Origin of the sequence: Mycobacteroides sp. LB1, from assembly GCF_013449725.1 — a bacterium.
Classification (GTDB): domain Bacteria; phylum Actinomycetota; class Actinomycetes; order Mycobacteriales; family Mycobacteriaceae; genus Mycobacterium.
The window spans coordinates 1,570,015-1,593,710 of the sequence record NZ_JACCFF010000001.1 but is presented as its reverse complement, the minus strand read 5'-3'; the positions used below and the strand labels follow the sequence as shown (position 1 = coordinate 1,593,710).

The window sequence follows — 23,696 nt, the reverse complement described above, 5'->3', positions numbered from 1 at the left end:
CGATCTGAGTGCCGTCTCGCCGTTAGGCGCGGAGGGCGATCTGGACGGCGTCGCGCAGTGATCCCGTCCACGCCGGTCCGTGACCGGGGGCCAGCACGTCGACCTTGGCATCCCCCACGGCATCCGGTAGGGCCTCGACGCTGCGGCGCGCCTGCTCCATGTCCTTGGTAAACGGTGTGGGTAGCAGCTGTGGCCCGGAACGTGTCGCGATCGGGTGCCCGGTGATGATCGCATCGCCCACCACCAGCACGTGACCGGCGACCAGGAACGAGCAGTGACCGCCGGAATGCCCGGGGGTGGGGATGGGAACCGGCGCACCGGGCAGCTCCGCGAGCTCGGGGCCTATCGGCGCAGCCGTCGGAATGCCGTCGCGCACCCCTGCCCCTAGACGCATCGCGTGGATGACCCACGGCAGCCATCCCGGGCGCCACAGATTCAGCACCACCTTGAACGGCTGAGCCTGGTCGACATAGTCGCGCCGCACATTGCCTAACTCGGCGCTGTGGGCGTATACGGGGACCCTATGCTCGGCAGCCCACCAGATCGCGGTTCCCATGTGGTCGATGTGCCCGTGTGTGAGCACCACCGCCCGCACGTCTTGCGGTTTATGCCCGAGCGCCGCAATGGATTTCAGTACGTCGTCACGATCTCCCGGATAGCCGGAATCGAAGAGAGTGACACCGGAGCCGTCCGACGCGATCACCCAGTTCACCGCTTCCCCGTTGACCACATGCACGGCGTCGCTGACCTGGGTGATCTCGACCATGGAATGGAGACTATCCGGGGTGTGGTTAGGGTGGTTGGAGATCCGACTAGTCAATGGGAGAAGCGCCTGTGGCACGCGAACTGAAACTGGGATACAAGGCATCGGCAGAGCAGTTCGCGCCGCGTGAGCTCGTGGAGTTGGCCGTTGCCACCGAGTCTCACGGTTTCGACAGCGCCACCGTGAGCGATCACTTCCAGCCGTGGCGCTACAACGGTGGCCACGCCCCGTTCTCGCTGGCCTGGATGACCGCCGTCGGTGAGCGCACCCAGCGTCTGCAGCTCGGCACCTCGGTGCTCACCCCGACGTTCCGGTACAACCCGGCCGTCACCGCACAGGCCTTCGCCACCATGGGCTGCCTGTACCCGGGCCGCATCTTCCTGGGTGTCGGTACCGGCGAGGCGCTCAATGAGATCGCCACCGGGTTCATCGGCGAGTGGCCGGAGTTTAAGGAGCGGTTCGCGCGGCTGCGCGAGTCGGTACGGCTGATGCGCGAGCTGTGGACTGGTGAGCGCGTCGACTTCGAGGGCGAGTACTACCGCACCAAGGGTGCTGCCATCTACGACGTGCCCGAGGACGGCATCCCCGTCTACATCGCCGCGGGCGGTGCCGTCGTCGCCAAGTACGCGGGCCGTACCGGCGATGGCTTCATCTGTACCTCCGGTAAGGGCGAGGAGCTGTACAAGGACAAGCTCATCCCCGCGGTCAAGGAGGGTGCGGCGGCTGCCGAGCGCACATTCGACGATATCGACCGGATGATCGAGATCAAGATCTCCTACGACCCGGACCCGGAGAAGGCGCTGGAGAACACCCGCTTCTGGGCGCCGCTGTCGCTGACCCCCGAGCAGAAGCACAGCATCCACGACCCGATCGAGATGGAGCGGGCCGCCGACGAGCTGCCCATCGAGCAGGTCGCCAAGCGCTGGATCGTCGCCTCCGATCCCGACGAGGCCGTCGAGAAGGTTGCCGACTACGTCGGTTGGGGCCTGAACCACCTGGTGTTCCATTCTCCCGGGCACGATCAGAAGCGATTCCTGGAGCTCTTCAAGAACGATCTCGAACCACGCTTGCGGAAGCTGGGATGAGCGCTAGCGCGAAGACCCGGAGGCACAGATGAGCCTGCTGCGGCGTTTCGTCGACGCGGTGAACACCGTGCCGGTGATAGCGCTGAACGTGCCGGGGCTGCGCAGCCTGGCGGGCCGGTACTTCACCGTCGTCACCTACACCGGCCGCCGATCCGGACAGATTTTCAGCACGCCGGTGAACTACTGGCGCTCGGGCGACGACATCGTGATCTGGGTCGGAATCCCAGACACCAAGACGTGGTGGCGCAATTTCCTCGGCGAAGGGCAGCCGCTGCAGCTTCAGCTGAATGGGGTTGACGTGCCCGGATACGGTATCGCGAAGCGCGACGACAACGGTCGCGTGACGGTGACGGTTCGTCTCGGTGAGAGCGCCTGAGCAAGGTCAGTCAGTCGGTAGGGTCAGGCCATGCATGACGACCGACGCATTGTCGAGGACCGCATTCGGCGCTTCGTTGACAAGCGGCTGAACGGTGCCATCTACGTGGACGCGGTTCCGCTGACGGTGACCGCGTGGGCTGTGCCCGGAGAGCCCGTGCCCTTCACCGAAGCGGTGGAGCACCAATTCAGCGAGATCGATCCCGGGACGCCGTGGGGGCCGCCATGGTCGACCATGTGGCTGCATGTGACGGGAACCGTTCCCGAACAATGGCGCGGTCGTTCTGACGGCGCCCCCGAGATGAGAGTGGAACTCGGCTTCACCGGAGGCCCCGGCTTCAACGCCGAGGGGCTGGTGTACCGGCCCGACGGCACGGTGGTGAAGGGGATCGCCCCGCGCAACGCCTTCGTGCCGATCGACGATCTGGATGCGCCGGTGGACCTCTATATCGAGGCCGCCGCCAACCCCGATATCGGTAAACACTTCTGGTCGCCGATGCCGTTGGGGGACAAGGCCACCTCTGGAGACGAGGCGCTCTATCGGTTGGGGGGTATCGATCTCGCGCTGCGGGACCTGAACCTGTGGGGGCTGCAGCAGGACATCGCCACCTTGGACGGCCTGATGCACACGCTCCCCGAGGATCTGCCGCGCCGACACGAGATTCTGCGTGCCCTGGAACGCATGTTGGACACGGTGGATCCCGATGACCTCGCGGGCACCGCGTCCGCCGGACGTGCCGAACTTGCCGAGGTACTGTCGCGACCCGCGTATGCCAGCGCCCACCGGATCACGGCTGTCGGGCATGCGCACATCGACTCGGCCTGGTTGTGGCCGGTCCGGGAGACAGTCCGCAAGTGTGCGCGCACCTTCTCCAACATGGTCGATCTGATGGACCGGCATCCGGACTTCCGGTTCGCCTGTTCCTCGGCGCAGCAATACGCCTGGATCAGGGACAAGTACCCCACCCTCTTCGCCCGTATCAAGGAGAAAGTCGCTGCGGGACAGTTTATTCCGGTAGGAGGCATGTGGGTCGAGGCCGACACGAACATGCCCGGCGGAGAGGCGATGGCGCGCCAGTTCGTGGCAGGCAAGCAATTCTTCCTGGACGAGTTCGGAATCGACACCCCGGAGGTGTGGCTACCCGATTCGTTCGGCTACTCCGCGGCGATGCCTCAGATCGTGACCGCTTCTGGATCGGAATATTTTCTTACACAGAAGATTTCGTGGAATTCTGTCAACCCGATGCCACACCACACCTTCATTTGGGAAGGGATCGACGGCACCGGGGTGTTCACGCATTTCCCGCCCGTCGACACCTACAACTCCGACCTCGGCGGCGGAGACCTCGCCCACGCTCAACGCAACTACCGCGACTCCGGTGCGGGCACGATGTCGCTGGTGCCCTTCGGCTATGGGGATGGCGGCGGTGGCCCCACCCGTGAAATGCTCGCTTACGCAAAGCGAAAGCGATCCCTGGAGGGATCGCCGACGGTAACCTTGGGGACCCCGGCAGAGTTTTTCGCAGCCGCCCAAGCCGAATACGTCAACCCGCCGCGCTGGTCCGGTGAGCTGTACCTCGAGCTGCACCGCGGCACCTACACCTCTCAGGCGAACACGAAGCAGGGAAACCGCCGCAGCGAGCATCTGCTGCGTGAGGCCGAGCTGTGGGCGGCGACGGCCGCCGTGCGCGTGGGCTTCGAATACCCGCATAAGGAGCTGCAGGAGATCTGGGAATTGGTGCTGCTGCAGCAGTTCCACGACATCTTGCCCGGTAGCTCCATCGCCTGGGTCCACAGGGACGCCGAGCGAAACTATGCCGCCATCGCGAAAAGGCTTGGCGCCATCATCGAATCAGCGACTCGGGCGTTGGCAGGAACCGGCGACCGCGCACTGGTTTTCAACGCCGCCCCCCACGATCGCGACGGGGTACCCGCACTGGGCGCAGCTGTCGCCGAGCAGCCGCGGTCGGTCACTCCCACAACAGTCTCGGGAGGGTTCCGGCTGGACAACGGCATTCTCTCCGCCGCGTTCGACGCCGACGGCCTGTTGGTCTCGCTCATCGACGCTGCCAGTGGGCGCGAGGCCATGGCCGGCCCCGGAAATCTGATGCAATTGCATCGCGATACACCGAACCAATGGGATGCCTGGGATATCGATGGGTTCTATCGGAACACCGTCACCAACCTGACGTCGGCGGAATCGGTCGCCGTAGCCGGCGATGCGCTGGTCATCGAGCGGGCATTCGGCAATTCGCATCTTGTGCAACGGATCACGCTGCGGGACGGATCGCCTGCGCTGGACATTGAGATCGATATCGACTGGCACGAATCCGAGAAGTTGCTCAAGTTGGCGTTCCCCTTCGATGTGCAGGCCGACCGGTCGGCATCGGAAACCCAGTTCGGCCACGTGTATCGGCCCACGCACGCCAACACCTCGTGGGATGAAGCCAAGTTCGAGATCTGCGCACACAGGTGGGTGCATGTGGGTGAATCCGGGTACGGGGTGGCGGTGGCCAACGATTCGACCTATGGGCACGACATCAGCCGGCGCGGGTCCACCACCTTAGTGCGGATGTCGCTGCTACGAGCGCCACTTTTTCCGGACCCCGACTGCGACCAGGGACGTCATCAGCTGAGGTTCGCGGTGCGTCCGGGCGCGCTGATCGGTGACGCCGTCGAAGAGGGATACCGGCGCAACCTCGACCCGAGGGTCGTCAACGGCGGGTTGGAGAGCATCGAACCGCTTGTCAGCCTTGATAATCCGGCCATTGTGGTGGAATCGGTGAAGTTGGCCCTCGATGGCTCGGGAGACGTCATCGTGCGGCTCTACGAGTCGCGGGGCGGACGGGCCGATGCAAAACTCCTCACGAACTTCGACCACCAACGGGCGATCGTCACCGACCTGCTGGAGCGTCCGATCGACGCGCCAGCAGGTGTCAGCATTGATGGCAACGAGATTCGGCTGACGCTGCGACCGTTCAAGATCCTCACGCTGCGATTCCCTGGCGTAGAAAGGCGCGCATGACAGAGCCCAAGGCCTCAAGTATCTACATCGCCTCACCCGAAGGCGATACCGGAAAGTCCACTGTCGCATTAGGTGTGTTGCATCGGCTGGCCGCATCGGTGGCACGCGTGGGTGTCTTCCGCCCCATCGCGCGGTCCGGGGAAAGCGTGGACTACATCCTGGAACTGCTGCTGGAGCAGAGCACCGCCGACCTCGCGTATGAGGACTGTCTTGGCGTCTCGTACCACGATGTGCACCAGGATCCGGACGCGGCGATCGCGGAGATCGTCGACAGGTACCACGCGGTCGCGGAGCGTTGTGACGCGGTGGTCATCGTCGGCAGTGACTACACCGATGTCGCCAGCCCCAGCGAATTGAGCACCAACGCCCGTATCGCCGTCAACCTGGGTGCGCCGGTTCTGTTGACCATCAAGGGATTCGATCGGAGCCCCGAGGAGGTGGCTGCCGTCGCCGAGCTCTGTCTCGGGGAGCTCAAAGCGCAGCGTGCGCACACCGCCGCGATCATCGCCAATCGGTGCAACCCGGATCAGCTGGACAAGGTGAGCGAGGCTCTCGCGCGATTCGGCAAGCCCGCCTGGGTGCTGCCCGAGGTGCCGTTGCTGGTCGCGCCATCGGTCGAGGAACTCATGAAGGCCGTTGACGGCTCATTGGTCAGCGGCGACGAGGCGCTGCTGTCTCGCGAGGCCACGAGTTTCATGGTGGCGGGAATGACTGCCGAGCATGTCCTGGAGCGTCTGGAGGAGGGGCAGGCGATCATCTTCCCTGCCGATCGGTCAGATGTGCTGTTGGCGGTGGCGAGCGCACATGTGGCGGAGGGGTTTCCGTCGCTATCCGCCGTCATTCTCAATGGTGGGCTTAAGCTGCATCCGCGGATCGAGGACCTGGTCGACGGACTCGGCCTGCGGCTGCCGATCATCGCGACGGATTCGAGCACCTTCGAGACGGCAAGTGCGGCCGCGCATTCCCGCGGCCGGGTGACGGTTGCCTCGGCCCGCAAGATCGATACCGCGCTCGCGCTGATGGACCAGTGCGTCGATGGGGCTGAACTCATTGCGCAGCTCGCTATTCCGATACCTTCGGTCACCACCCCGCAGATGTTTGAGTACCAACTCCTGGACCGGGCACGTGATAACCGCAAGCGCATCGTGCTCCCCGAGGGAGATGACGACAGGATTCTCAAGGCGGCGGGGCGACTGCTCCAGCGTCGGGTTGCCGATCTGACCATCCTGGGCGAAGAGGCCGAAATCCGCGCGCGGGCTGCCGAACTGGGTGTCGATATCTCGAACGCCGTTGTCGTCAATCCCAAGTCTAGTGAGCTCGCCGAGCAGTTCGCGGGCCAATACTTCGAGCTGCGCAAGCACAAGGGGATGACGGCCGATCGAGCGCGCGAGATCATGCGCAATGTCTCGTACTTCGGAACCATGATGGTGTACAACGACATCGTTGACGGCATGGTCTCGGGTGCGGCCCACACCACCGCACACACGGTGCGCCCGGCCTTCGAGATCATCAAGACCAACCCGGATGTTTCTACGGTATCCAGCATCTTCCTGATGTGCTTAGCCGATCGGGTACTGGCGTACGGGGATTGCGCCATCGTGCCCGATCCCACGTCCGAACAGCTGGCCGATATCGCCATCTCCTCGGCGCGGACTGCCGCACAGTTCGGCATCGATCCCCGTATCGCGATGCTGTCCTATTCGACCGGATCGTCGGGCAGCGGAGCCGAGGTCGAAAAGGTCCGCATCGCAACGGAACTGGTCCGTACCAGGCAGCCCGAACTATTGGTGGAAGGGCCCATCCAGTACGACGCGGCGGTCGAGCCCTCGGTGGCAGCCACCAAGATGCCCGATTCCGTTGTCGCCGGACGCGCGACGGTGCTGATCTTCCCCGATCTCAACACCGGGAACAACACCTATAAGGCGGTGCAACGCAGCGCCGGTGCCATCGCCATCGGACCCGTCCTGCAGGGATTGCGCAAGCCGATCAATGACCTTTCCCGCGGGGCGTTGGTGGAGGACATCGTGAACACCGTGGCTATCACCGCGATTCAGGCCCAGGACCTGACCCGATGAGTGCAGTTCTGGTTCTCAACTGCGGCTCGTCCTCGGTGAAATATCAAGTTATCGAGCCGGATTCGGGCCGCGTGGATGCGCACGGCCTCGTCGAGCGCATCGGCGAGGAGCCGGTCCGCGATCATGAAGAAGCGCTGCGGCTGGTGTTCGGCTCCATCGACACCGACGACGTCGTCGTGGTCGGTCACCGCGTGGTGCATGGCGGGCAACGTTTCTATCAACCGACGGTGCTCGATGACGCGGTGGTGGCGCAGATCGCCGAGCTGTCCTCATTGGCGCCTTTGCACAACCCGGCAGGAGTGCAGGGCATTGAGGTTGCCCGGCGCCTGCTCCCCGATGTGCCACAGGTGGCAGTGTTCGATACAGCGTTCTTCCACAGTCTGCCGCCTGCCGCGGCCACCTATGCGCTCGATCGCGACGTGGCGGAACGATATGGTGTGCGGCGCTATGGATTCCACGGCACCTCGCATCAGTATGTGTCCCAACAGGCGGCCGCCTTCTTGGGCCGCGGGTACGCCGATGTCAATCAGATTGTGCTGCATCTGGGTAACGGTGCGTCGGCATCGGCCATTCGTGGTGGAAGTGCCGTGGAAACCTCGATGGGGCTCACTCCGCTGGAGGGCCTGGTGATGGGCACCCGCACCGGTGATATCGACGCAGGCATCGTGTTCCACCTGGCACGCCACGGCATGAGCATCGACGAGATCGACGGCGTGTTCAATCGACGCTCCGGCATGCTCGGACTATGCGGTGCCAACGACTTTCGCGAGGTGCACCGCCTGATCGAGGCTGGAGATGCTGCGGCGAAGCTTGCCTACGACGTGTACGTGCACCGGCTCCGCAAGTACATCGGTGCCTATATTGCGACGCTGGGTGGCGCCGACGCCATCTCATTCACCGCCGGAGTGGGGGAGAACGACGCGGTGCTGCGTGCCGATGCCATGGCCGGGCTGGAAGTGTTCGGTATAGAGATAGATGCGGATCGAAACCTATTACGCTCCGGCGAGATTCGGCGTATCTCCACCGACGAATCACGGGTGACGGTGCTGGTGGTGCCGACCAATGAGGAACTGGCCATCGCCAGGGCAGCAGTGGGTGCCGCGCTAGAGCAGTGAAGGCGGGCGCGTGGCATTGGCCAGATCGATCAGCGCATAGCGATGTGTGCGCTCGGTGGCTCGGCGGGCCAGCGCTCGCAGGCTCGTCTCAACCCCTTGGCGTAGGCCGCGTTTGGTGAACGGAACACCAAGGATGTGATGTCCTGTCGAATAATTGGTCTTGATCCAGTCCAGCGCCGTGCCGAGCACCAGCGCCCTAATCTGCAGCACACGGGGTTCCGCCTCGGGGAGCGCCTCGACTCTGCGGGCCGCCTCGCGGATATCGTCTTCGGTGACCTCCGAGAGCGTGCGACCGGACAGTAGCGTGACGGCGCTGGTGAGGCGTGCGGTGGTGAAATGCCTTGAGGTGGGTGGCACGTTATCGAGCATGCGCACGGCCTCTGCGCGTTCTCCGCGTGCGGCCAGGGTACGGGCCAGCCCATATCCGGCGGAGATGACGCTGTTGTCCGTGGACCATACGGTGCGGTAGAAGTCGAGGTTTTTCTCATCACCGGCAAGTTCGGCGGTCGAGGCCAGTGCCATCTTCGGGGCGATCTCACCGGGCAGGACATCCAGAACGGCAGTGAAATGCTTTGTGGCCTGGTCGTAGTCGCCATTGAGGAGTGCCGCCATGCCGCGGTACCAGGTCAGCCGCCACGGTGTGCCCACCCGGTCTTCGAGCTGGTCGAGCTTGCTGTTGGCCTTGGCGACATCACCCAAATCGAGGAGCGCCCGGGCCTCCATCAGCGGTAGTTCCATGGATTCGGTCAGATCCACGCCGTCGGCATCGATCCGGCCCAGTCGGGCGGCCTTCAGTGATTCGAGGGTCTGTATCGGCTGGCTCAGCACGGTCGCCTGTAGGATCGCGGCTCCCACATCGGTGGGATCGAGAAGCGGGACCTGAAGGGCCGTCACGATATCCGGAGCCGTCAGGCTCGGCGGATGGGCGAGCCCGTCGACGTACACGTCGGTATGCGCCACCAACAGGTCAACCCCGAACGTCGACCGGGACGGACTGAAGAGGGTGGACATACCCGGACGTGGAGTGCCTGAGTCCTGCGCCACCACCTCACGGAGCACGCCCACCAGCTGGGTGGCCATCTCCTCGGCACTACCGAATCTCGCGGTGGGATCGGGGTCGATGGCGCGGCGCAAGAACCGGTGGTACGAGTCGTATTTGCCGAGCACGGGGTCCTCGCTCGGCAACCCGTCTTTGTATCGGCCCTTGCGGGTGGGCATTCTCAAGGTCAGTACCGCGAGAGTCCGTCCCACCGTGTAGATATCCGAGGCGATCGTGGGGCCGGTCTTCGTGACCTCGGGTGCCTGGTAGCCGGGTGTTCCGTACAGATTGCCGTAGGCGTTGACGGCGGCCACCGCGCCAAGGTCGATGAGCTTGAGTTGCTCCTCGGTGACCATGATGTTCTCGGGTTTGAGATCGTTGTAGGTGAGTCCGACCGAATGTAGGAAGCCCAGTGCGGGAAGGATTTCGAGCATGTAGGCGATGGCCTGTGCGACGGGAAGAGCGCTGCCCTTGGGTTGCTTGAGCGAGGTGCCGCCGACGTACTCCATCACGATGTACCCGACCGGGTTTCCATGCTGGTCCGGATGCTCGACGAAGTTGAAGATCTTCACGATCGAGGGATGCGCCACCTCGGAGAGGAATCGTCGCTCGGCCATCGCGATGTTCTGTGCCTCGGCGTCGCCCGAGTGCACCAGACCCTTGAGCACCACCGGTCGGTCGTTGACGTTGCGGTCCACCGCAAGATAGATCCAGCCGAGCCCGCCATGGGCGATGCAGCCCTTTATGGCGTACTGTCCGGCGATCACGTCGCCCGGATTTAGTTGTGGCAGAAAGGAGAAGGCGGAGCCGCAGGCGGGGCAGGTTCCCTCACTCCGGGCAGGGCCGTCTTCTGTCGAACGCCCGACCGGCTTACCGCAGTTCCAGCAGAATCGTTTGGACTCCTCGACCACCGGATTGGTCATCAACGCTCTTAGCGGATCAATTTCCGGAACGCGCGGGATCTCGACCAGTCCGCCGCCGAGCCGTCGGGTGGGGGAGAGCCGCATCCGGGTGGTGGTGGCGCGAACCTCCGGCTGTGTGATGGATTGAGTGGTGGGCTGGGTGGCTGCTTGGGGGCGGAACACGGCCTGTGTCGACATGGGCCGCATAGTGGAGGCGGAGTCGACGTCCAAATCGGCCAGGGAGGCGGGCCGGGTGCCCGGGCACTCGTCCGCGGAGGGATCGTCGGCCCGATTATCGACGTCGTCGACGTCGTCCGGTTCTTCGCTCATCAGTCCCGGTACTTTGCGCTCGGAGGTGCGGGCGCGGGCCCGAGCACGCTCAACCACTTGCGGTACAAGGCATTCCATGTTCCATCGCGCCGGATACGTTCCAGAGTGCGATTGACGAACCGGACCAGATCTGTGTTCTCCAGCTTGATGCCGATGCCGTAGGGCTCATCGCTCATGTTTGGCCCGATGATGTGCAGATACGGATCCTGGGACATCAGGCCGGCGAGAATCGAGTCGTCCGTGCTCACCGCGTCGACCTGCCGCTGTTGCAGTGCCACAAGGCAATCAGCCCATGTCACCACCGAGATGATGACCGGGGGCGGGGTGATCTCCGAGAGGCGGTTCAGTGAGGTGGTGCCGCGTGCGGCGCACACTCGTCTGCCGGAGAGGTCTTGCGCATTGGTGATGCCCGAATCGCGGGCTGTCAAAATCCGTTGGTAGTTCATCAGATAGACGGTCGAGAAGTTGACCTCCTTGCGCCGCGCGCAGGTGATGGTCATGGTCTTGACGACGATGTCGACCGTCGAATTCTTCAATGCGGCGATGCGATCCGCCGAGGACAGAATCCGGTACTCGACCCGGTCGGGGGTGCCGAAGATATCGCGGGAAACCTCCCCGGCGATATCGACGTCGAATCCCGTCAGCTCACCGGTGATCGGGTCGCGGAAGCTGAACAGATTGCTCCCGATATCCAGCCCGACCACAAGGCGCCCCCGCTTGCGGATCGCCGCGACCGCATCGTCATTGGCGGCCCTGTCGTTGGTGGGCCGCAGGCTCGCCATGGGGTCGCATGAGGTGTCCACCTTGTTCAGGAGCGCGCGGGTGGGTTCCTGTTCGGTCATTTCGGCGGGGCTCGGTCTCGGCACCGTCAGCTGTGGCAACGGGGTGGAGTTCTCCGTCGTCGAGCATCCGGCCAGCACGGCCGCGATGACCGCCAGCGCGCCGAGCCGGTGGCACGTACGTGTCCGGGCGCCCATCATCGGTACTCGCTCAGTCTTGGCCACAAGCCGACTCCAACGCATATCGCGCCACTCACCGTAAGGATCAACGCTCCCGCGGACGACAAGGTCAAGGCGCGTTCGGCGTTGTGCACCCCCGACCGAAGTTGGCGTCGGCTGTCCTGCACGCCGTTGCGCAACGCCGCGTCGAGACTGTCGAAGGCCGGCGTCGAATCCGTTTCGCTGCTGCCCAGTGCCACCTGGGTGGCGGCCTGGTAGTTGCCGACGGCGATGTAGGCATTGATCCGGTCGTCCGCCTGCCGCCACCTGGTGAGCAGCTGCTGCGCCGTCTCCAGATCCGTGCGGGCGATGGCGTTCGGATTCGACAGGTACTCGCCGATCTTTTGTTCCATCTCGTCGATACGTTCGTAGTAGGACTTCTTGCGGATGCTCTCGTCACCGCGGCGGATGAGCGCGAGGGTCTCGTCGGCGCGGGCCTGTTGGGCCGAGATGACCAGTTGGGTGATGGTTTTCAAGGAGTAGGCGCCGCCGTTGCGCGCGTCGATACCCAGCGAGGCGGAGACGGCCAGCGCGATACTCACCCAAACCACCATAAGCAGTAAGGCGGCGCCGCCGGCGAGCATGCCGGGATTGATCATGCGTCGGGTCTTCTTGGACAACCAGCGATGAGCGAAGGCCCCGCCGATCATGGTGCCCAACACGATGAGGATCACCGGGAAGGGCACCCGAGTCGATGCATTCGTCTCCTGGTCGACGCGGTTGGACGTCTCCTCGTAGAGACGCTGCGCGTCCGGGAGGATGGTCCGTTGCATCAGCGCGGACGCCTCACTCAGATACGAGGCGCCGACGGGATTACTTGCCCTGTTGTTGGTGCGTGCGGTCTCGATCAATCCGGTGTAGACCGACAGTTCGGCGTTGATCCGGCTCAGTAGTTCTTGCATCGGCCTGTCGGTAAGCCCGCTGGAGGCTGCGACGAGCGCGGTCGAGGCATCGGTGATTGCCTGCTCATAGCGTTCCCGAACGCCCTGCGGTTCGGCTCCGGCGATGAAGGCGGTGGCCGCTGCAGCATCGGCGACCGACAGCGTGCTGTACAGCTGTCCGGCCGAGTAGGCCAACGGTTCGGTGTGGTTGAGCACTGTACTCAGGGCGAGCTGCCGGTTCTGCACGCTCGCGGAGGTGGCGACCGCGGAGAGCACTCCGGCGGCGGCGAGGGCGATACCGAGTATCAGAATCTTGCCGGGGGTGGACTTCAGGAACCACCACCACGGATGAGCTGGTACGACGGTAGTCGTCGCGCCGACAGGTTCGGTCGACGGGTGCGCTAGCGGCGTCGTCCCGACAGTCACCTTTTACCTTCCTCTCCCTGGCCTTAATAGGAAGTCTAAGAGCATATTTAGGGATCGGTGGCTCTACTGTGGACTCTGTGCGTGGCGACGGTGACGGTTGGGTGGTTGCCGACGCGGGCGCACGGTTCTGGGGGCGCTTCGGTGCGGCGGGGTTGCTGTTGCGTGCACCGCTGGCGAACGGCCAGCCCGCTGTCCTGCTACAGCATCGCGCCTGGTGGAGCCACCAGGGCGGTACCTGGGCTTTGCCGGGAGGCGCGCGGGACAGCCATGAGTCCGCCGAGGAGGCAGCGCTTCGCGAGGCGGCCGAGGAGGCCGGAATCGCTCCGGGCGCAATGACCATCCGTTCTTCAGTGGTGACGAAACGCATTGATGGTCAGGCGCATTGGACGTACACCACGGTGATCGCGGATGCCGCCGAATTGTTGCCGACGTCGCCCAATCACGAGAGTACCGAGCTGCGGTGGGTGCCCGAGGAGAAGATCGAGGGGATGCGGTTGCATCCGGGGTTCGAGTCGTCCTGGCCGCTGCTGCGGGTTGTCGAGACGATCCAGGGCGCGGTGAATGGTCTGGAAGGACACGGCACGGTCGAGCTTGAGCCGGGGCGTTTCGCCTGGCAGCTGCCGTAGCAGCCGTTGCCTGCCTCTCGCCGAGCGTGAAACTACGGCGAGAAATGGGCCCAAATCCCGCCATGGCTTCACGCTCGGTGAGGGAGGAGCCCGTGAAGCGAAGCTGCCGCTTCACGTGGATCATCGGCCGCGGTGATGGCCCGCACCACGACCACGCGCGACGATCCGGCGGCGACGACCTCGGAGACCCGCGTCTCGTCGATACCGCCGATCGCGAACCATGGCTTAGAAGTTCCCAGGTCAGCGGCGTACCGCACGAGACCCAGCCCGGGCGCGGTGCGGCCCGGCTTCGTGGGTGTCGGCCAGCATGGTCCGCAACAGAAGTAGTCGACCGCGGAATCGCGGGCGGCCACTGCAGCTTGCTCGGCATCGTGTGTTGACCGGCCGATCAGCACATCCGGTCCGACGATCTCTCTGGCGACCGAAAGCGGCAGGTCATCCTGGCCGAGGTGCAGGATGTCCGCCCCCGCTGCACGGGCGATATCGGCGCGGTCGTTGACTGCGAAAAGCGCGCCATGACGCGCCGCCGCCGCACCGAGAACCGCCAAACAATCGAGTTCTTCGCTGGGTTCTAGCCGCCCATACTGCTGCTCACCCGCCGACCCCTTATCGCGTAGCTGCACGATGTCCACTCCGCCCGCGAGGGCGGCATCCACAAACTCGGCGAGGTCGCCGCGCTCGCGGCGTGCATCGGTGCATAGATAGAGGTGAGCCGACTCAAGCCGGGCCGAACGCGGGTGCATAGTCGAAGACGCTAGCGTTGTAGGTGTAAGTAACGCGGGAGCCCCAAGGTTGTGGGGCTGAGAGTGGGCCGATGATCCTGGCCCTGACCGTCGGACCTGATCCGGGTCATGCCGGCGAAGGGAGTTGACTGGATTGATGCGTTCAGTTGCCGTTATCGGAAGCGGCGTCATCGGGCTTTCCGTCGCACGTGAGGCCGCGCGCAGCGGGTGGCACGTCACCATTCATGACGACATGCAGCGCGGTGCCTCATGGGTGGCGGGCGGGATGCTCGCGCCGTACAGCGAGGCCTGGCCCGGTGAGGACGAGCTGTTGCAGCTGGGGGTCGACTCGCTGCGTATCTGGCGTGACGGTTTCATCGAGGATGACGTCGAGGGCAGTGTGATCACCGCGCGGGGATCACTCACCGTGGCCGTCGACATCGCCGATGCGGCCGAGCTGCGGACAATGATGGACTGGTTGGGCGGGCACGGGCATGCGGTCGCCGAGACCGCCAACGCGCGGGATGTCGAGCCACTGCTGGCGCAGAACATCCGCCGCGGATTCACCGCACCCGAGGAACTCGCCGTCGACAATCGCAAGGTGCTGCACGTGCTCACCACCGAGTGCGAGACGCTCGGTGTGCGTTGGGAACCTGCGGTCGCCGGTCTCCAGGATGTGACCGCGGACCAGATCGTCATCGCCAATGGGGTGGGGGCAGCGGCACTCGCGGACTTGCCGGTCCGTCCGGTGAAGGGGGAGGTACTGCGGCTGCGGCGACGCCCCGGCGCGATGCCGCCACCCACGAGTGTCATCCGGGCGCGAGTCCACGGGCGTCAGGTCTATCTGGTGCCCCGGGAGGACGGCATCGTCGTCGGTGCCACGCAGTACGAGCACGGCCATGACACCGCTCCCGCGGTCGCGGGAGTGCGAGATCTGCTCGACGACGCATGCGCGGTGCTGCCCTGTCTGGGCGAGTACGAGTTCGTCGAATGTGCGGCGGGCCTGCGCCCCATGACCGATGACAACCTGCCGTTGGTCGGGAGGATCGACGACCGTACCCTCGTGGCCGCGGGGCACGGCCGCTCCGGATTCCTGCTCGCGCCGTGGACCGCGAGGACGATCAATGCAGTACTTGACGGTGGTGAGTCGCCGACCGTCGTGGACCCCCGCCGGTTTGAGAAGGCACATAGTCAGGAGACCCGATGAACATTCAGGTCAACGGTGACGCGCGCGAAGTCACCCAGGGTGCCAACATCTGGGAGCTGCTCGACCAGCTGGGTTTTCCCGAGTGCGGTATCGCGGTAGCGATCAATCACACTGTGGTGCCAAAATCCGATTGGGACACAGCGGTTTCCGATGGCGCGCTGGTCGAAGTTGTCACAGCGGTGCAGGGCGGATAGGCACTGTGGGTAACCCAGCGGACGACGCACTCTGTATCGCGGGCCGAACCTTCGGTTCCCGGCTCATCATGGGCACCGGGGGCGCCGCGAATCTCGCGATTCTGGAACGGGCACTGCAGGCGTCCGGTACCGAGCTGACCACCGTGGCGATCCGCCGGGTCGACGCCGCGGGCGGCACCGGGGTGCTCGAGCTACTCAAGCGGCTGGACATCACACCGCTGCCGAATACCGCGGGATGCCGTGGGGCCGCCGAGGCGGTGCTTACCGCTCAGCTGGCCCGCGAGGCCCTGGAAACCAACTGGATCAAGTTGGAGGTCATCGCCGATGAACGCACGCTGCTGCCAGACGCCGTCGAATTGGTGCGTGCGGCCGAGCAGCTCGTCGACGACGGTTTCGTGGTACTGCCCTACACGACCGACGATCCGGTGCTGGCCCGCAGATTGGAAGACGTGGGATGCGCGGCGGTGATGCCGCTCGGGGCCCCCATCGGAACCGGGCTGGGCATCATCAACACACATAACATCGAGATGATTGTGGCGGCAGCGGGAGTTCCGGTGATCCTCGACGCGGGGATCGGCACCGCCAGCGACGCCGCTCTTGCCATGGAACTCGGCTGCGATGCCGTGCTGCTCGCGACGGCCGTGACCCGCGCCACCGATCCAGAACGCATGGCCGCGGCCATGGCGGCGGCGGTGACCGCCGGACACCTCGCTCGCCACGCGGGCCGCATACCCCGGCGCTTCTGGGCGCAAGCCTCCAGCCCGGCTCCGGACGGTCCTGCGGAGTAGCTGGCTGGAATTGCTGGCATAGTGGGCCGCATGGTCGATGAGCCGCTTGCGCGAAGAGGAGCCAGCATCGAACTTCGGTCGCTGACCAAGGTCTATGGGCAGATTCCGGCGGTCGACGACCTCTCCGTCACCATCGAGCCGGGTGTGGTGACCGGGTTCCTGGGACCCAACGGGGCAGGTAAATCGACGACGTTGCGCATGCTTGTCGGGTTGGCGCGCCCCACCTCGGGGACCGCGACGATCGGGGGCAAGCAGTACCACGAGATCGACCATCCGCTACGTGTGGTCGGTGCGCTGTTGGATCCCAAGCAGTTTCACCCCAACCGGTCGGCGCGGAACCACCTCCGGTGGATCGCTGCCGCCAATGACATTGCGTCCCAACGGGTGGACGAGGTGCTGGAGATGGTCGGGCTCACCGACGTGGCCAATCGGCATGCCGGCACCTTCTCCCTGGGAATGTCGCAGCGACTGGGTATCGCGGTAGCGCTGCTCGGTGATCCCCAGGTGCTGCTGTTCGACGAGCCGGTCAACGGTCTAGACCCCGAAGGTATCCACTGGATTCGGACGCTCATGAAAAGTCTGGCCGCTCAGGGACGCACGGTACTGGTCTCAAGTCACCTGCTCTCCGAAATGGCCAATACCGCAGACCAATTGGTGGTCATAGGCCGTGGCCGCCTGATTGCGGCGACATCTATGCATGAGTTCGTCAGTCGGGCCGGTGCCGATGTGGTGCGGGTACGTAGTCCCCAGATCGAGACCCTGCGTTCGGCCGCCGAGGAAAGCGGTTTCTCGGTGCAAGTCGCGGAACGCGGAGGGGAAGAAAGCGTGCTCGAAATCAGCGGTGCTCTCATCGAACAGATCGGTGAGCTTGCCGCGCGCCGTGGCGTCACGCTGTACGAACTGTCCCCGCAACGAGTTTCGTTGGAGGACGCCTACCTTTCGTTGACCGATGACGCCGTGCAGTACCGCAGCCAGGTGTCCGCCGATGTGGAGGGTGCGCACTGATGGGTGTTATCGCGGCCGAACGGATCAAGGTATCCACCTCGCGTTCGGCGGTGTGGTGCAGCTTGCTCGCGCTGGCAGTGGGTCTGGGTTTCGCGGGCCTACAGGGCGGATCGGCCTCCGTCTACGCACCGGTCTCGCCGGGTGATGCGGCGGGGGCGACGTCCGTCGTGGGGGTGCCGCTGCTCATGGTGCTGGCTGCTATGACAGTGACCAATGAGAATCGAACCGGCATGGTTCGGACCACATTTCAGGCATCACCCAACAGGCTCGTGGTCATCGGTGCCAAAGCACTCGTAGCGGGTTGCTGGGTGGCCGCGGTCGCCGCGGTATCCGCGCTGCTCTCAATTGTGCTGGTGCGTGCCATGGCAGGTCCCGTCGCCGGGGCGGATCTGTCGTTGGACAGCACTGGAGTGTGGCGCACCGTCGGGGCGGTGACCGTCTACGCCTTTTTGTCCGCGGTACTCGCGGTGGCGGTCGGTGTGTTGCTGAAGCACACCGCGGGTGCTGTTGCGGCTCTCCTGCTATGGCCGACGGTTATCGAACTGATGCTGGGCTGGCTCACTGATGCCGGAAAGGCGTTGCAGCCCTTCCTTCCTTTCGCCAACGGAATCCGGTCCACCGGTGCGTCCTGGTTCACGGTGGACGGGGTCGAGTTTGTTTGGAACACCACGGGGTCCCTTATCTACTTTGCTACCGTGGTTGTCATAACGCTCGCTGCGGCACTTGCTGTCGTGCAGCGACGCGACGTTTAAGGTCGGGACAAGGGAGAACAATGGGGACCAAGCGTGTTGTGTATGCGGTCGCGGTGTCTGCGGCTTGCGTACTGGCGACCGTGACGGCATGCGATAGGGACGGCGGTGGTGACGCGCCCAGCTCGGCACCGCAGGCCGGATCTCAGGAGGCCGTCGGCTTCGCGCACTCGCTGCACGAGAAGGTGAACGTCGACAATGTCGTCAAGCATCTCTCGGCCCTTCAGGACATTGCCGACAAGAACGAGAACACTCGGGCGGCAGGTACTCCCGGCTTCAACCAGAGTGTTGATTACGTCGTAAAGGCTTTGAAGGACAAGGGTTTCGACGTGCAAACACCCGAGTTCAACTTCAAGTACTTTCAGGCTAAATCCCTTGAGCTGACGGTCGGCCCCAAGAAGGTGGACGCCGGAGTGCTGTCGTACTCGCCGGGTGGCCACGTGGAGGGGCGTTTGGTTCCGGCCCCCGCGGAGGAATCTCCGGGTTGCACCGCCAACGATTACGACGGCGTGGACGTCAAGGGTGCGGTGGTCCTGGTGGACCGCGGATCGTGCCCGTTCGCCGACAAGGAAAGGGCCGCCGCCGAGCGTGGCGCGGTGGGCGTGATCATCGCCGACAATGTCGACGAGGAGAAGGCGGGCGGGACCCTCGGTGAGGATGCCAGTCCGAAGCTCCCGGTGGTAGGTGTCACCAAGTCCGTCGGCGCCGATCTGCGGGCGCACCCCGACCACGTGGTCCTCAAAGTGGATGCCGAAACCAAGGACGTCAAGGCGCGCAATGTGATCGCGCAGACCAAGACGGGCGCCACGACGGATGTCGTCATGGCCGGTGCCCACCTCGACAGTGTTCCCGAGGGGCCCGGTATCAACGATAACGGCACCGGCACCGCGGCAGTTCTCGAGACCGCGTTGCAGCTGGGGCCGAACCCGGATGTCAAGAACGCGGTGAGGTTTGCGTTCTGGGGTGCGGAGGAGGAGGGGCTGATCGGCTCCACCGACTACGTCAAATCACTCGACGTAGATGCGCTCAAAAACATTGCCCTGTACCTGAATTACGACATGCTCGGTTCGCCGAACGCCGCGTATCTCACCTATGACGGCGACCAGTCCGAGGAGCCCGACCCGGACGTGATGCCGGTGCGGATTCCCGAGGGATCGGCCGGTATCGAACGGACCGAGGTTGGGTACCTCGCCGACCAGGGCAAGAAGGCCCATGACACCGGCTATGACGGCCGTTCGGACTACGACGCGTTCAGCAGGGCGGGCGTTCCGACCGGCGGCATCTTCTCCGGTGCCGAGGACAAGATGACAGCCGCGGAGGCGCGGGACTGGGGCGGCAAGGCTGACCAGCCGTTCGATCCGAACTACCACCAGGCCGGGGACACCCTGGCCAACGTGAACAAGGACGCGCTCAAGATCAACGCGGGCGGAGTCGCCTACACCGTCGGTCTGTATGCGCAGAGCCTCGAGGGGCGCAACGGCGTCCCCGTTTACGGGGACCGCACCCGCCACAAGCTGAAGGGCTAGTACATCCCCGGGTCGCTTCGCTCTCCCCTCAAGCGGGACGTACCCCCAGCCCGCCGAAACAGCGGTAACAGGTTCATTGCAACGCCCCGAAAGCCCTTGGGAAACAACGTTGGTGCGGTAGCGTGTGCGATTGCTCGATTCGCACAACTCCACTGACGTTCCAAAGAGGTTATTGATGCCGTTATTTCGCGTCCGGGGGTTCGCGCGCGGTTGCTCCGTGCTCGCGATTGCGGCGGTAGCGAGCTGCTGTGCGCACCCGACTTCACCGGGTGCCACTGCTCCACCCCCCAGCCCCAACCTGGCTGCGGACCTGGCGCGCACGGTCACCGTGGACGCGATGATGGCGCACCTGCAGCAGCTGCAGCAGGTGGCAGACGCCAACGGCGGGAACCGTGCCGAGGGCACCCCGGGTTACGACGCAAGTGCCGACTACGTCACAAAGGCGTTGAAGGACCGCGGTTTCGACGTGCAGGCTCCAGAGCTGTCCAGGCTCAAGGTGCTGACCGAGGGTAAGCCACTTGTCGAAATCGGTGGCCGTCCTTACGCGGTGGATCAGGCTTCCTATTTCGTCCAGACCCCCAAGGATGGGCTCAAGGCGAGCACCATCCGTCCGTCAGGCAAGGCCAGTGGTTGTGCCGCGGCCGATTACGGCACCCTCAAGGTCGCCGGTCAGATCGCGGTGGTGGATGGTGTCGGGTGCTCGGTGGTCGACAAACAGAATGTCGCCAAGGAGAAGGGCGCCGCTGGGGTGCTGGTGGTGATGCAGTCCGGTGGTAGCGAAGGGCTGTTCACCCCGAATTACTATGAGCAGCTGTCTATTCCGGTCGGGATTGTCGACTCGGGAGTCGATACCCTCCTGCGACGTAATTCGTCGGCGATAACGCTGGTGCTCGATATGAACATTGCGAAGGTGCGCTCACGCACCATCATCGCCCAGACCGCGACGGGCGATCCGGCCAATGTGGTGCTGGCCGGAGCTCACCTGGACAGTGTGTCGAAGGGGCCGGGTATCAACGACAACGGCACCGGTGTGGCCGCCGTTCTCGAGACCGCGCTGCAGCTCGGACCCAAGCCGGTGGTCAACAACGCCGTCAGGTTCGCGTTTTGGGCCGCCGAGGAAGACGGGTTGGCCGGCTCGCTGGAGTACGCCAAGGGCCGGAACGCCGAGGAGCTCAACGACATCGCGCTGTACCTGAACTTCGACATGCTGGGCTCACCCAACGCCGGGTACTTCGTGCTGGACGGTGACCAGTCGGCGGCCAAACCCGATCCGAACAGGCCGCCACTGGACGTACCCGAGGGCTCCGCAGGGATAGAACGGACCTTCGCCGGATATCTCAACCTGGCAGGTAAGCGACCGGCGGCCGAGCAGTTCAACGGCAGATCCGATTACGGGCCGTTCCTGGCCGCGGGTATCCCCGTCGGCGGTATCAGCTCGGGTGCGCTGGAACGGATGAGTGGCCCCGAAGCCATCACCTGGCAGGGCCGTGCGGGGCAGCCGTTCGACCCGAACTACCACGGTCCCAAGGACACCGTCGCGAATATCGGCAAAGAGGCGCTGGCGATCAATGGCTCGGCGGTGGCCTTCGCTGTCGGCACCTATGCGCTGGCGACCACAGGACCCAATGGGGTACCGGAGCGCAAAGTTCGGCGACACTCTCCGCAGCAGCGCTAGGGCCGATAGCATCCCAGCGCATGAGAAGAATTCTCGCTTTGCTGGTAGCTCTCGCGTTCGGCGCCGTGCTGGGATTGCCGGCCGCCGCAGTGGCGCAGGCCGAGCCCGGGGTGAAAATGACCTATCGCGTGACCGCGCAGGATCCGGGGAGCAATCGCCAAGTGGTCATCTCCTACCGCACGGGTAAGGGGGAGCAGGCGGTCAAGTACACCTGGCTCGACCCCTTCGTGCCCTGGACGCATGACATAGCGATGACGGCTCGTGAGGCGCAGGTGAGCATATTCAGCGACCAGGGCGGCAACTACCTCGGCGAGATCCTGCGCGACGGCAATGTGATCGCGTCCAACTCGGTGTATCTAGACCCGGGCTGGGTGGCGGAGCAAGACGCGCCCTATGGGACACCGACCGTGCTGGCTCGCGCCGGCGTGTCCTGATCCTCACTTCCAGGCGAAGACAGGCTGCTCCAGCTCGTCGACGCGATCGCCGCGGCCCTCTAGACAGAGCCATCTCACCTGCAGCAAGACTGCCCCCGTCGGCGCGTGGATGAGGTCATTGCCCAGCGGGACCTGCACCACCGGGCGTGGGCTTTCCGGAATCGTGACGAATCGAGGCGAATCGTCACGTTGCAGCTGGTGTAACCCCACCCGATACGCGGCGACCACTTCGTCAGGGGAGGGGCGCATCTCCAGGCGTCCGCCACCCCACACCACCACTGGGGTGATCACATACCCCGACCGTGTCGGGTAGTCGTCGAGCAGTCCGAGCACCGTCGAATCCGGAAGGGCGACACCCAGTTCCTCGTCGAGCTCACGCAACGCGGCTTGGACCGCGTCCTCGCCCGGATCCAATCGCCCGCCGGGCAGCGCCCACTGTGCGGCATGGGAATTGAGGCGGGAGGCTCTGCGGCACAGCAGGAATGCCGCGCCACCCGAAACGTCGACCATCCGGCCGTCGAGCCCACTCTCCGGGATCTCCCGGCCGCCGATCCACTCGTCAACCGGCGCCGGGTCAACGCGGTCCTCACCCAGATCTGAATCGACCAGCACCACGGCCACCGCGGCGCGGCGTTTGTCCGGGTCATCGACGGTGCGACGTTCATGGCCCGTCAGATGTCCGCGAATCCGGTCCCGCAGTTGCTCGTTGTACGCGATGGTCACGCTTCGACCATATGCCGGGACCGGAATTGGAATCGACCTGGCTCAATACCTGGGTTTGTGCGGCAGTGGTTGTTGTGATGCCGGGGTGACGCTGACGCAAGGTATATATCGGGATGCGGGTATCACCGTGGAAAAGCTCGGTGAACATATTGGTGCCCGGATTGATGGCGTAGAGCTCGGCGGCGATGTCCCGGCCGAACGTGTGGAGGCAATCCGTATCGCATTGGCCGTTAACAAGGTGCTGGTGTTCACCGGGCAGCATCGTCTTGACGACGCCGGGCAGTACGCGTTCGCCGGTCTACTCGGGGAGCCGACGCTGCCGCACCCGACGGTGACGTCCCATGGCACCGAGCTGCTGAACCTCGAAGGCGCGGCCAACGGCTGGCACACTGATGTCACGTTCGTGGACCGCATCCCCAAGGTATCGGTGCTCCGTGCGGTGACCTTGCCATCCTATGGAGGTGCCACCACCTGGGCGTCGACCGTCGCGGCCTATGAACAACTGCCGACGCCGCTGCGTGCGCTCGTCGAGGATCTGTGGGCCATCCACACAAACCTCTACGACTACGCATCCGCGGGGGCATCGGGTGGGGTTAGCGCCGAGCGTCGCGCCGCGTACTACAGCGAGTTCACCCACTCGGAATACGAAACCTTGCATCCGGTGGTGCGGGTGCATCCGGAAACCGGTGAACGCAGCCTGTTGCTGGGGCAGTTCGTCAAGAGCTTCGATGGCCTGGGCGGCTCCGAGTTTGCCGCCCTCATCCAACTACTGCAGGCGCGTATCACCAAGCTGGAGAACACCTTCCGGTGGAACTGGCGGCTGGGTGATGTCGCCATCTGGGATAACCGAGCCACCCAGCACTACGGGATTGCCGACTTCGGGCAGCAGCGCCGTGAGCTGCACCGCGTCACGCTGGCCGGTGACGTCCCGGTGGACGTTCACGGCCGGTCGAGCCAGGTCCTCAAGGGAGACGCCAGTCATTACTCGGTGATCGAGGAGCCGCGCCGGCTGGAGCTGTTCGCGGCCTGATCT

Annotated in this window: 21 protein-coding genes and 1 riboswitch; of the genes, 15 read left to right on the top strand and 6 right to left on the bottom strand. The window is 64.6% G+C overall.

What is annotated here, in order from left to right:
• Window positions 1–22 precede the first annotated feature (22 nt).
• A complete protein-coding gene (locus MLB1_RS07805; RefSeq protein WP_180749061.1) occupies window positions 23–766 on the bottom strand; it encodes an MBL fold metallo-hydrolase in 744 nt (247 codons plus the stop codon).
• Between the two features lie 68 nt (window positions 767–834).
• Between MLB1_RS07805 and fgd the strand changes: the two genes are divergently transcribed.
• From fgd to MLB1_RS07780, 5 genes are read left to right on the top strand one after another with little or no spacing between them, the layout of a single operon-like run.
• Window positions 835–1,848: a glucose-6-phosphate dehydrogenase (coenzyme-F420) gene (gene fgd / locus MLB1_RS07800; protein WP_358145440.1), complete on the top strand. Its 1,014-nt coding sequence runs from the start codon at window positions 835–837 to the stop codon at window positions 1,846–1,848.
• 28 nt (window positions 1,849–1,876) lie between these two features.
• Window positions 1,877–2,224 (top strand): hypothetical protein, encoded by a 348-nt coding sequence (locus tag MLB1_RS07795; protein WP_180749057.1) that lies wholly within the window; start codon window positions 1,877–1,879, stop codon window positions 2,222–2,224.
• A gap of 30 nt (window positions 2,225–2,254) precedes the next feature.
• On the top strand, window positions 2,255–5,248 hold the full coding sequence (locus tag MLB1_RS07790) for a glycoside hydrolase family 38 C-terminal domain-containing protein (RefSeq protein WP_180749056.1): 2,994 nt from the start codon (window positions 2,255–2,257) through the stop codon (window positions 5,246–5,248).
• Window positions 5,245–7,323, top strand: a complete 2,079-nt coding sequence (gene pta, locus MLB1_RS07785) for a phosphate acetyltransferase (protein ID WP_180749055.1) — start codon at window positions 5,245–5,247, stop codon at window positions 7,321–7,323. The genes MLB1_RS07790 and pta overlap by 4 nt, the downstream gene beginning before the upstream one ends.
• Window positions 7,320–8,438, top strand: coding sequence for an acetate kinase (locus MLB1_RS07780; RefSeq protein WP_180749054.1), 1,119 nt, complete (start codon window positions 7,320–7,322; stop codon window positions 8,436–8,438). Before pta ends, MLB1_RS07780 begins: the two co-directional genes overlap by 4 nt.
• Here the strand turns inward: MLB1_RS07780 and MLB1_RS07775 are convergent.
• The 3 genes from MLB1_RS07775 to MLB1_RS07765 are packed head-to-tail and all read right to left on the bottom strand — an operon-like array spanning window position 8,427 to window position 13,014.
• Entirely contained in the window at window positions 8,427–10,709 is a 2,283-nt protein-coding gene (locus MLB1_RS07775) for a serine/threonine-protein kinase PknG (protein ID WP_180749053.1), read from the bottom strand. The two genes, MLB1_RS07780 and MLB1_RS07775, sit on opposite strands and share 12 nt — an antisense overlap.
• The gene (locus MLB1_RS07770) at window positions 10,709–11,689 is read right to left on the bottom strand and encodes a glutamate ABC transporter substrate-binding protein (RefSeq protein WP_371750595.1); all 981 of its coding nucleotides are present in this window, start codon (window positions 11,687–11,689) and stop codon (window positions 10,709–10,711) included. The genes MLB1_RS07775 and MLB1_RS07770 overlap by 1 nt, the downstream gene beginning before the upstream one ends.
• A complete protein-coding gene (locus tag MLB1_RS07765) occupies window positions 11,686–13,014 on the bottom strand; it encodes a hypothetical protein (protein WP_180749052.1) in 1,329 nt (442 codons plus the stop codon). Before MLB1_RS07765 ends, MLB1_RS07770 begins: the two co-directional genes overlap by 4 nt.
• A 77-nt stretch (window positions 13,015–13,091) precedes the next feature.
• On the opposite strand from MLB1_RS07765, the gene MLB1_RS07760 reads away from it, so the two are divergent.
• Window positions 13,092–13,640, top strand: coding sequence for an NUDIX domain-containing protein (locus tag MLB1_RS07760; RefSeq protein ID WP_180749051.1), 549 nt, complete (start codon window positions 13,092–13,094; stop codon window positions 13,638–13,640).
• 68 nt (window positions 13,641–13,708) lie between these two features.
• Here the strand turns inward: MLB1_RS07760 and thiE are convergent, their stop codons facing one another.
• A complete protein-coding gene (gene thiE, locus MLB1_RS07755) occupies window positions 13,709–14,383 on the bottom strand; it encodes a thiamine phosphate synthase (RefSeq protein WP_180749050.1) in 675 nt (224 codons plus the stop codon).
• Between the two features lie 24 nt (window positions 14,384–14,407).
• Window positions 14,408–14,523, top strand: a riboswitch (TPP riboswitch).
• On the opposite strand from thiE, the gene thiO reads away from it, so the two are divergent.
• From thiO to MLB1_RS07715, 8 genes are all read left to right on the top strand, one after another.
• The gene (gene thiO, locus MLB1_RS07750; protein ID WP_180749049.1) at window positions 14,520–15,569 is read left to right on the top strand and encodes a glycine oxidase ThiO; all 1,050 of its coding nucleotides are present in this window, start codon (window positions 14,520–14,522) and stop codon (window positions 15,567–15,569) included. Its footprint overlaps the riboswitch before it by 4 nt.
• Window positions 15,566–15,763, top strand: a complete 198-nt coding sequence (thiS, locus tag MLB1_RS07745) for a sulfur carrier protein ThiS (RefSeq protein WP_180749048.1) — start codon at window positions 15,566–15,568, stop codon at window positions 15,761–15,763. The genes thiO and thiS overlap by 4 nt, the downstream gene beginning before the upstream one ends.
• 5 nt (window positions 15,764–15,768) lie before the next feature.
• Window positions 15,769–16,551: a thiazole synthase gene (locus MLB1_RS07740; RefSeq protein ID WP_180749047.1), complete on the top strand. Its 783-nt coding sequence runs from the start codon at window positions 15,769–15,771 to the stop codon at window positions 16,549–16,551.
• Between the two features lie 30 nt (window positions 16,552–16,581).
• Window positions 16,582–17,556, top strand: a complete 975-nt coding sequence (locus MLB1_RS07735; protein WP_180749045.1) for an ATP-binding cassette domain-containing protein — start codon at window positions 16,582–16,584, stop codon at window positions 17,554–17,556.
• Window positions 17,556–18,308, top strand: coding sequence for an ABC transporter permease (locus MLB1_RS07730; RefSeq protein WP_180749044.1), 753 nt, complete (start codon window positions 17,556–17,558; stop codon window positions 18,306–18,308). Before MLB1_RS07735 ends, MLB1_RS07730 begins: the two co-directional genes overlap by 1 nt.
• Before the next feature lie 20 nt (window positions 18,309–18,328).
• Complete coding sequence (locus MLB1_RS07725) at window positions 18,329–19,831, top strand: M28 family peptidase (protein WP_180749042.1); 1,503 nt, start codon at window positions 18,329–18,331, stop codon at window positions 19,829–19,831.
• Window positions 19,832–20,006: 175 nt separating this feature from the next.
• Window positions 20,007–21,506, top strand: a complete 1,500-nt coding sequence (locus MLB1_RS07720; RefSeq protein ID WP_180749040.1) for a M28 family metallopeptidase — start codon at window positions 20,007–20,009, stop codon at window positions 21,504–21,506.
• A gap of 38 nt (window positions 21,507–21,544) precedes the next feature.
• Window positions 21,545–21,940: a hypothetical protein gene (locus tag MLB1_RS07715; protein WP_180749754.1), complete on the top strand. Its 396-nt coding sequence runs from the start codon at window positions 21,545–21,547 to the stop codon at window positions 21,938–21,940.
• A 3-nt stretch (window positions 21,941–21,943) separates the two neighbouring features.
• On the opposite strand, the gene MLB1_RS07710 is transcribed toward MLB1_RS07715, so the two are convergent.
• A complete protein-coding gene (locus tag MLB1_RS07710) occupies window positions 21,944–22,663 on the bottom strand; it encodes a CoA pyrophosphatase (protein ID WP_180749038.1) in 720 nt (239 codons plus the stop codon).
• Between the two features lie 85 nt (window positions 22,664–22,748).
• Here MLB1_RS07710 and MLB1_RS07705 point away from each other — a divergent pair, with 85 nt between their 5' ends.
• Window positions 22,749–23,693, top strand: coding sequence for a TauD/TfdA dioxygenase family protein (locus tag MLB1_RS07705; RefSeq protein WP_371750570.1), 945 nt, complete (start codon window positions 22,749–22,751; stop codon window positions 23,691–23,693).
• The last annotated feature ends 3 nt before the right edge of the window (window positions 23,694–23,696 follow it).

Coding starts and splice junctions, on each gene's coding strand:
- MLB1_RS07790 (WP_180749056.1), top strand. CDS start 2,255: ATGCATGACGACCGACGCATTGTCGAGGACCGCATTCGGCGCTTCGTT.
- thiE (WP_180749050.1), bottom strand. CDS start 14,383: ATGCACCCGCGTTCGGCCCGGCTTGAGTCGGCTCACCTCTATCTATGC.
- MLB1_RS07780 (WP_180749054.1), top strand. CDS start 7,320: ATGAGTGCAGTTCTGGTTCTCAACTGCGGCTCGTCCTCGGTGAAATAT.
- MLB1_RS07805 (WP_180749061.1), bottom strand. CDS start 766: ATGGTCGAGATCACCCAGGTCAGCGACGCCGTGCATGTGGTCAACGGG.
- pta (WP_180749055.1), top strand. CDS start 5,245: ATGACAGAGCCCAAGGCCTCAAGTATCTACATCGCCTCACCCGAAGGC.
- MLB1_RS07795 (WP_180749057.1), top strand. CDS start 1,877: ATGAGCCTGCTGCGGCGTTTCGTCGACGCGGTGAACACCGTGCCGGTG.
- MLB1_RS07770 (WP_371750595.1), bottom strand. CDS start 11,689: ATGATGGGCGCCCGGACACGTACGTGCCACCGGCTCGGCGCGCTGGCG.
- MLB1_RS07730 (WP_180749044.1), top strand. CDS start 17,556: ATGGGTGTTATCGCGGCCGAACGGATCAAGGTATCCACCTCGCGTTCG.
- MLB1_RS07735 (WP_180749045.1), top strand. CDS start 16,582: ATGGTCGATGAGCCGCTTGCGCGAAGAGGAGCCAGCATCGAACTTCGG.
- MLB1_RS07775 (WP_180749053.1), bottom strand. CDS start 10,709: ATGAGCGAAGAACCGGACGACGTCGACGACGTCGATAATCGGGCCGAC.
- thiO (WP_180749049.1), top strand. CDS start 14,520: ATGCGTTCAGTTGCCGTTATCGGAAGCGGCGTCATCGGGCTTTCCGTC.
- MLB1_RS07725 (WP_180749042.1), top strand. CDS start 18,329: ATGGGGACCAAGCGTGTTGTGTATGCGGTCGCGGTGTCTGCGGCTTGC.
- MLB1_RS07720 (WP_180749040.1), top strand. CDS start 20,007: ATGCCGTTATTTCGCGTCCGGGGGTTCGCGCGCGGTTGCTCCGTGCTC.
- thiS (WP_180749048.1), top strand. CDS start 15,566: ATGAACATTCAGGTCAACGGTGACGCGCGCGAAGTCACCCAGGGTGCC.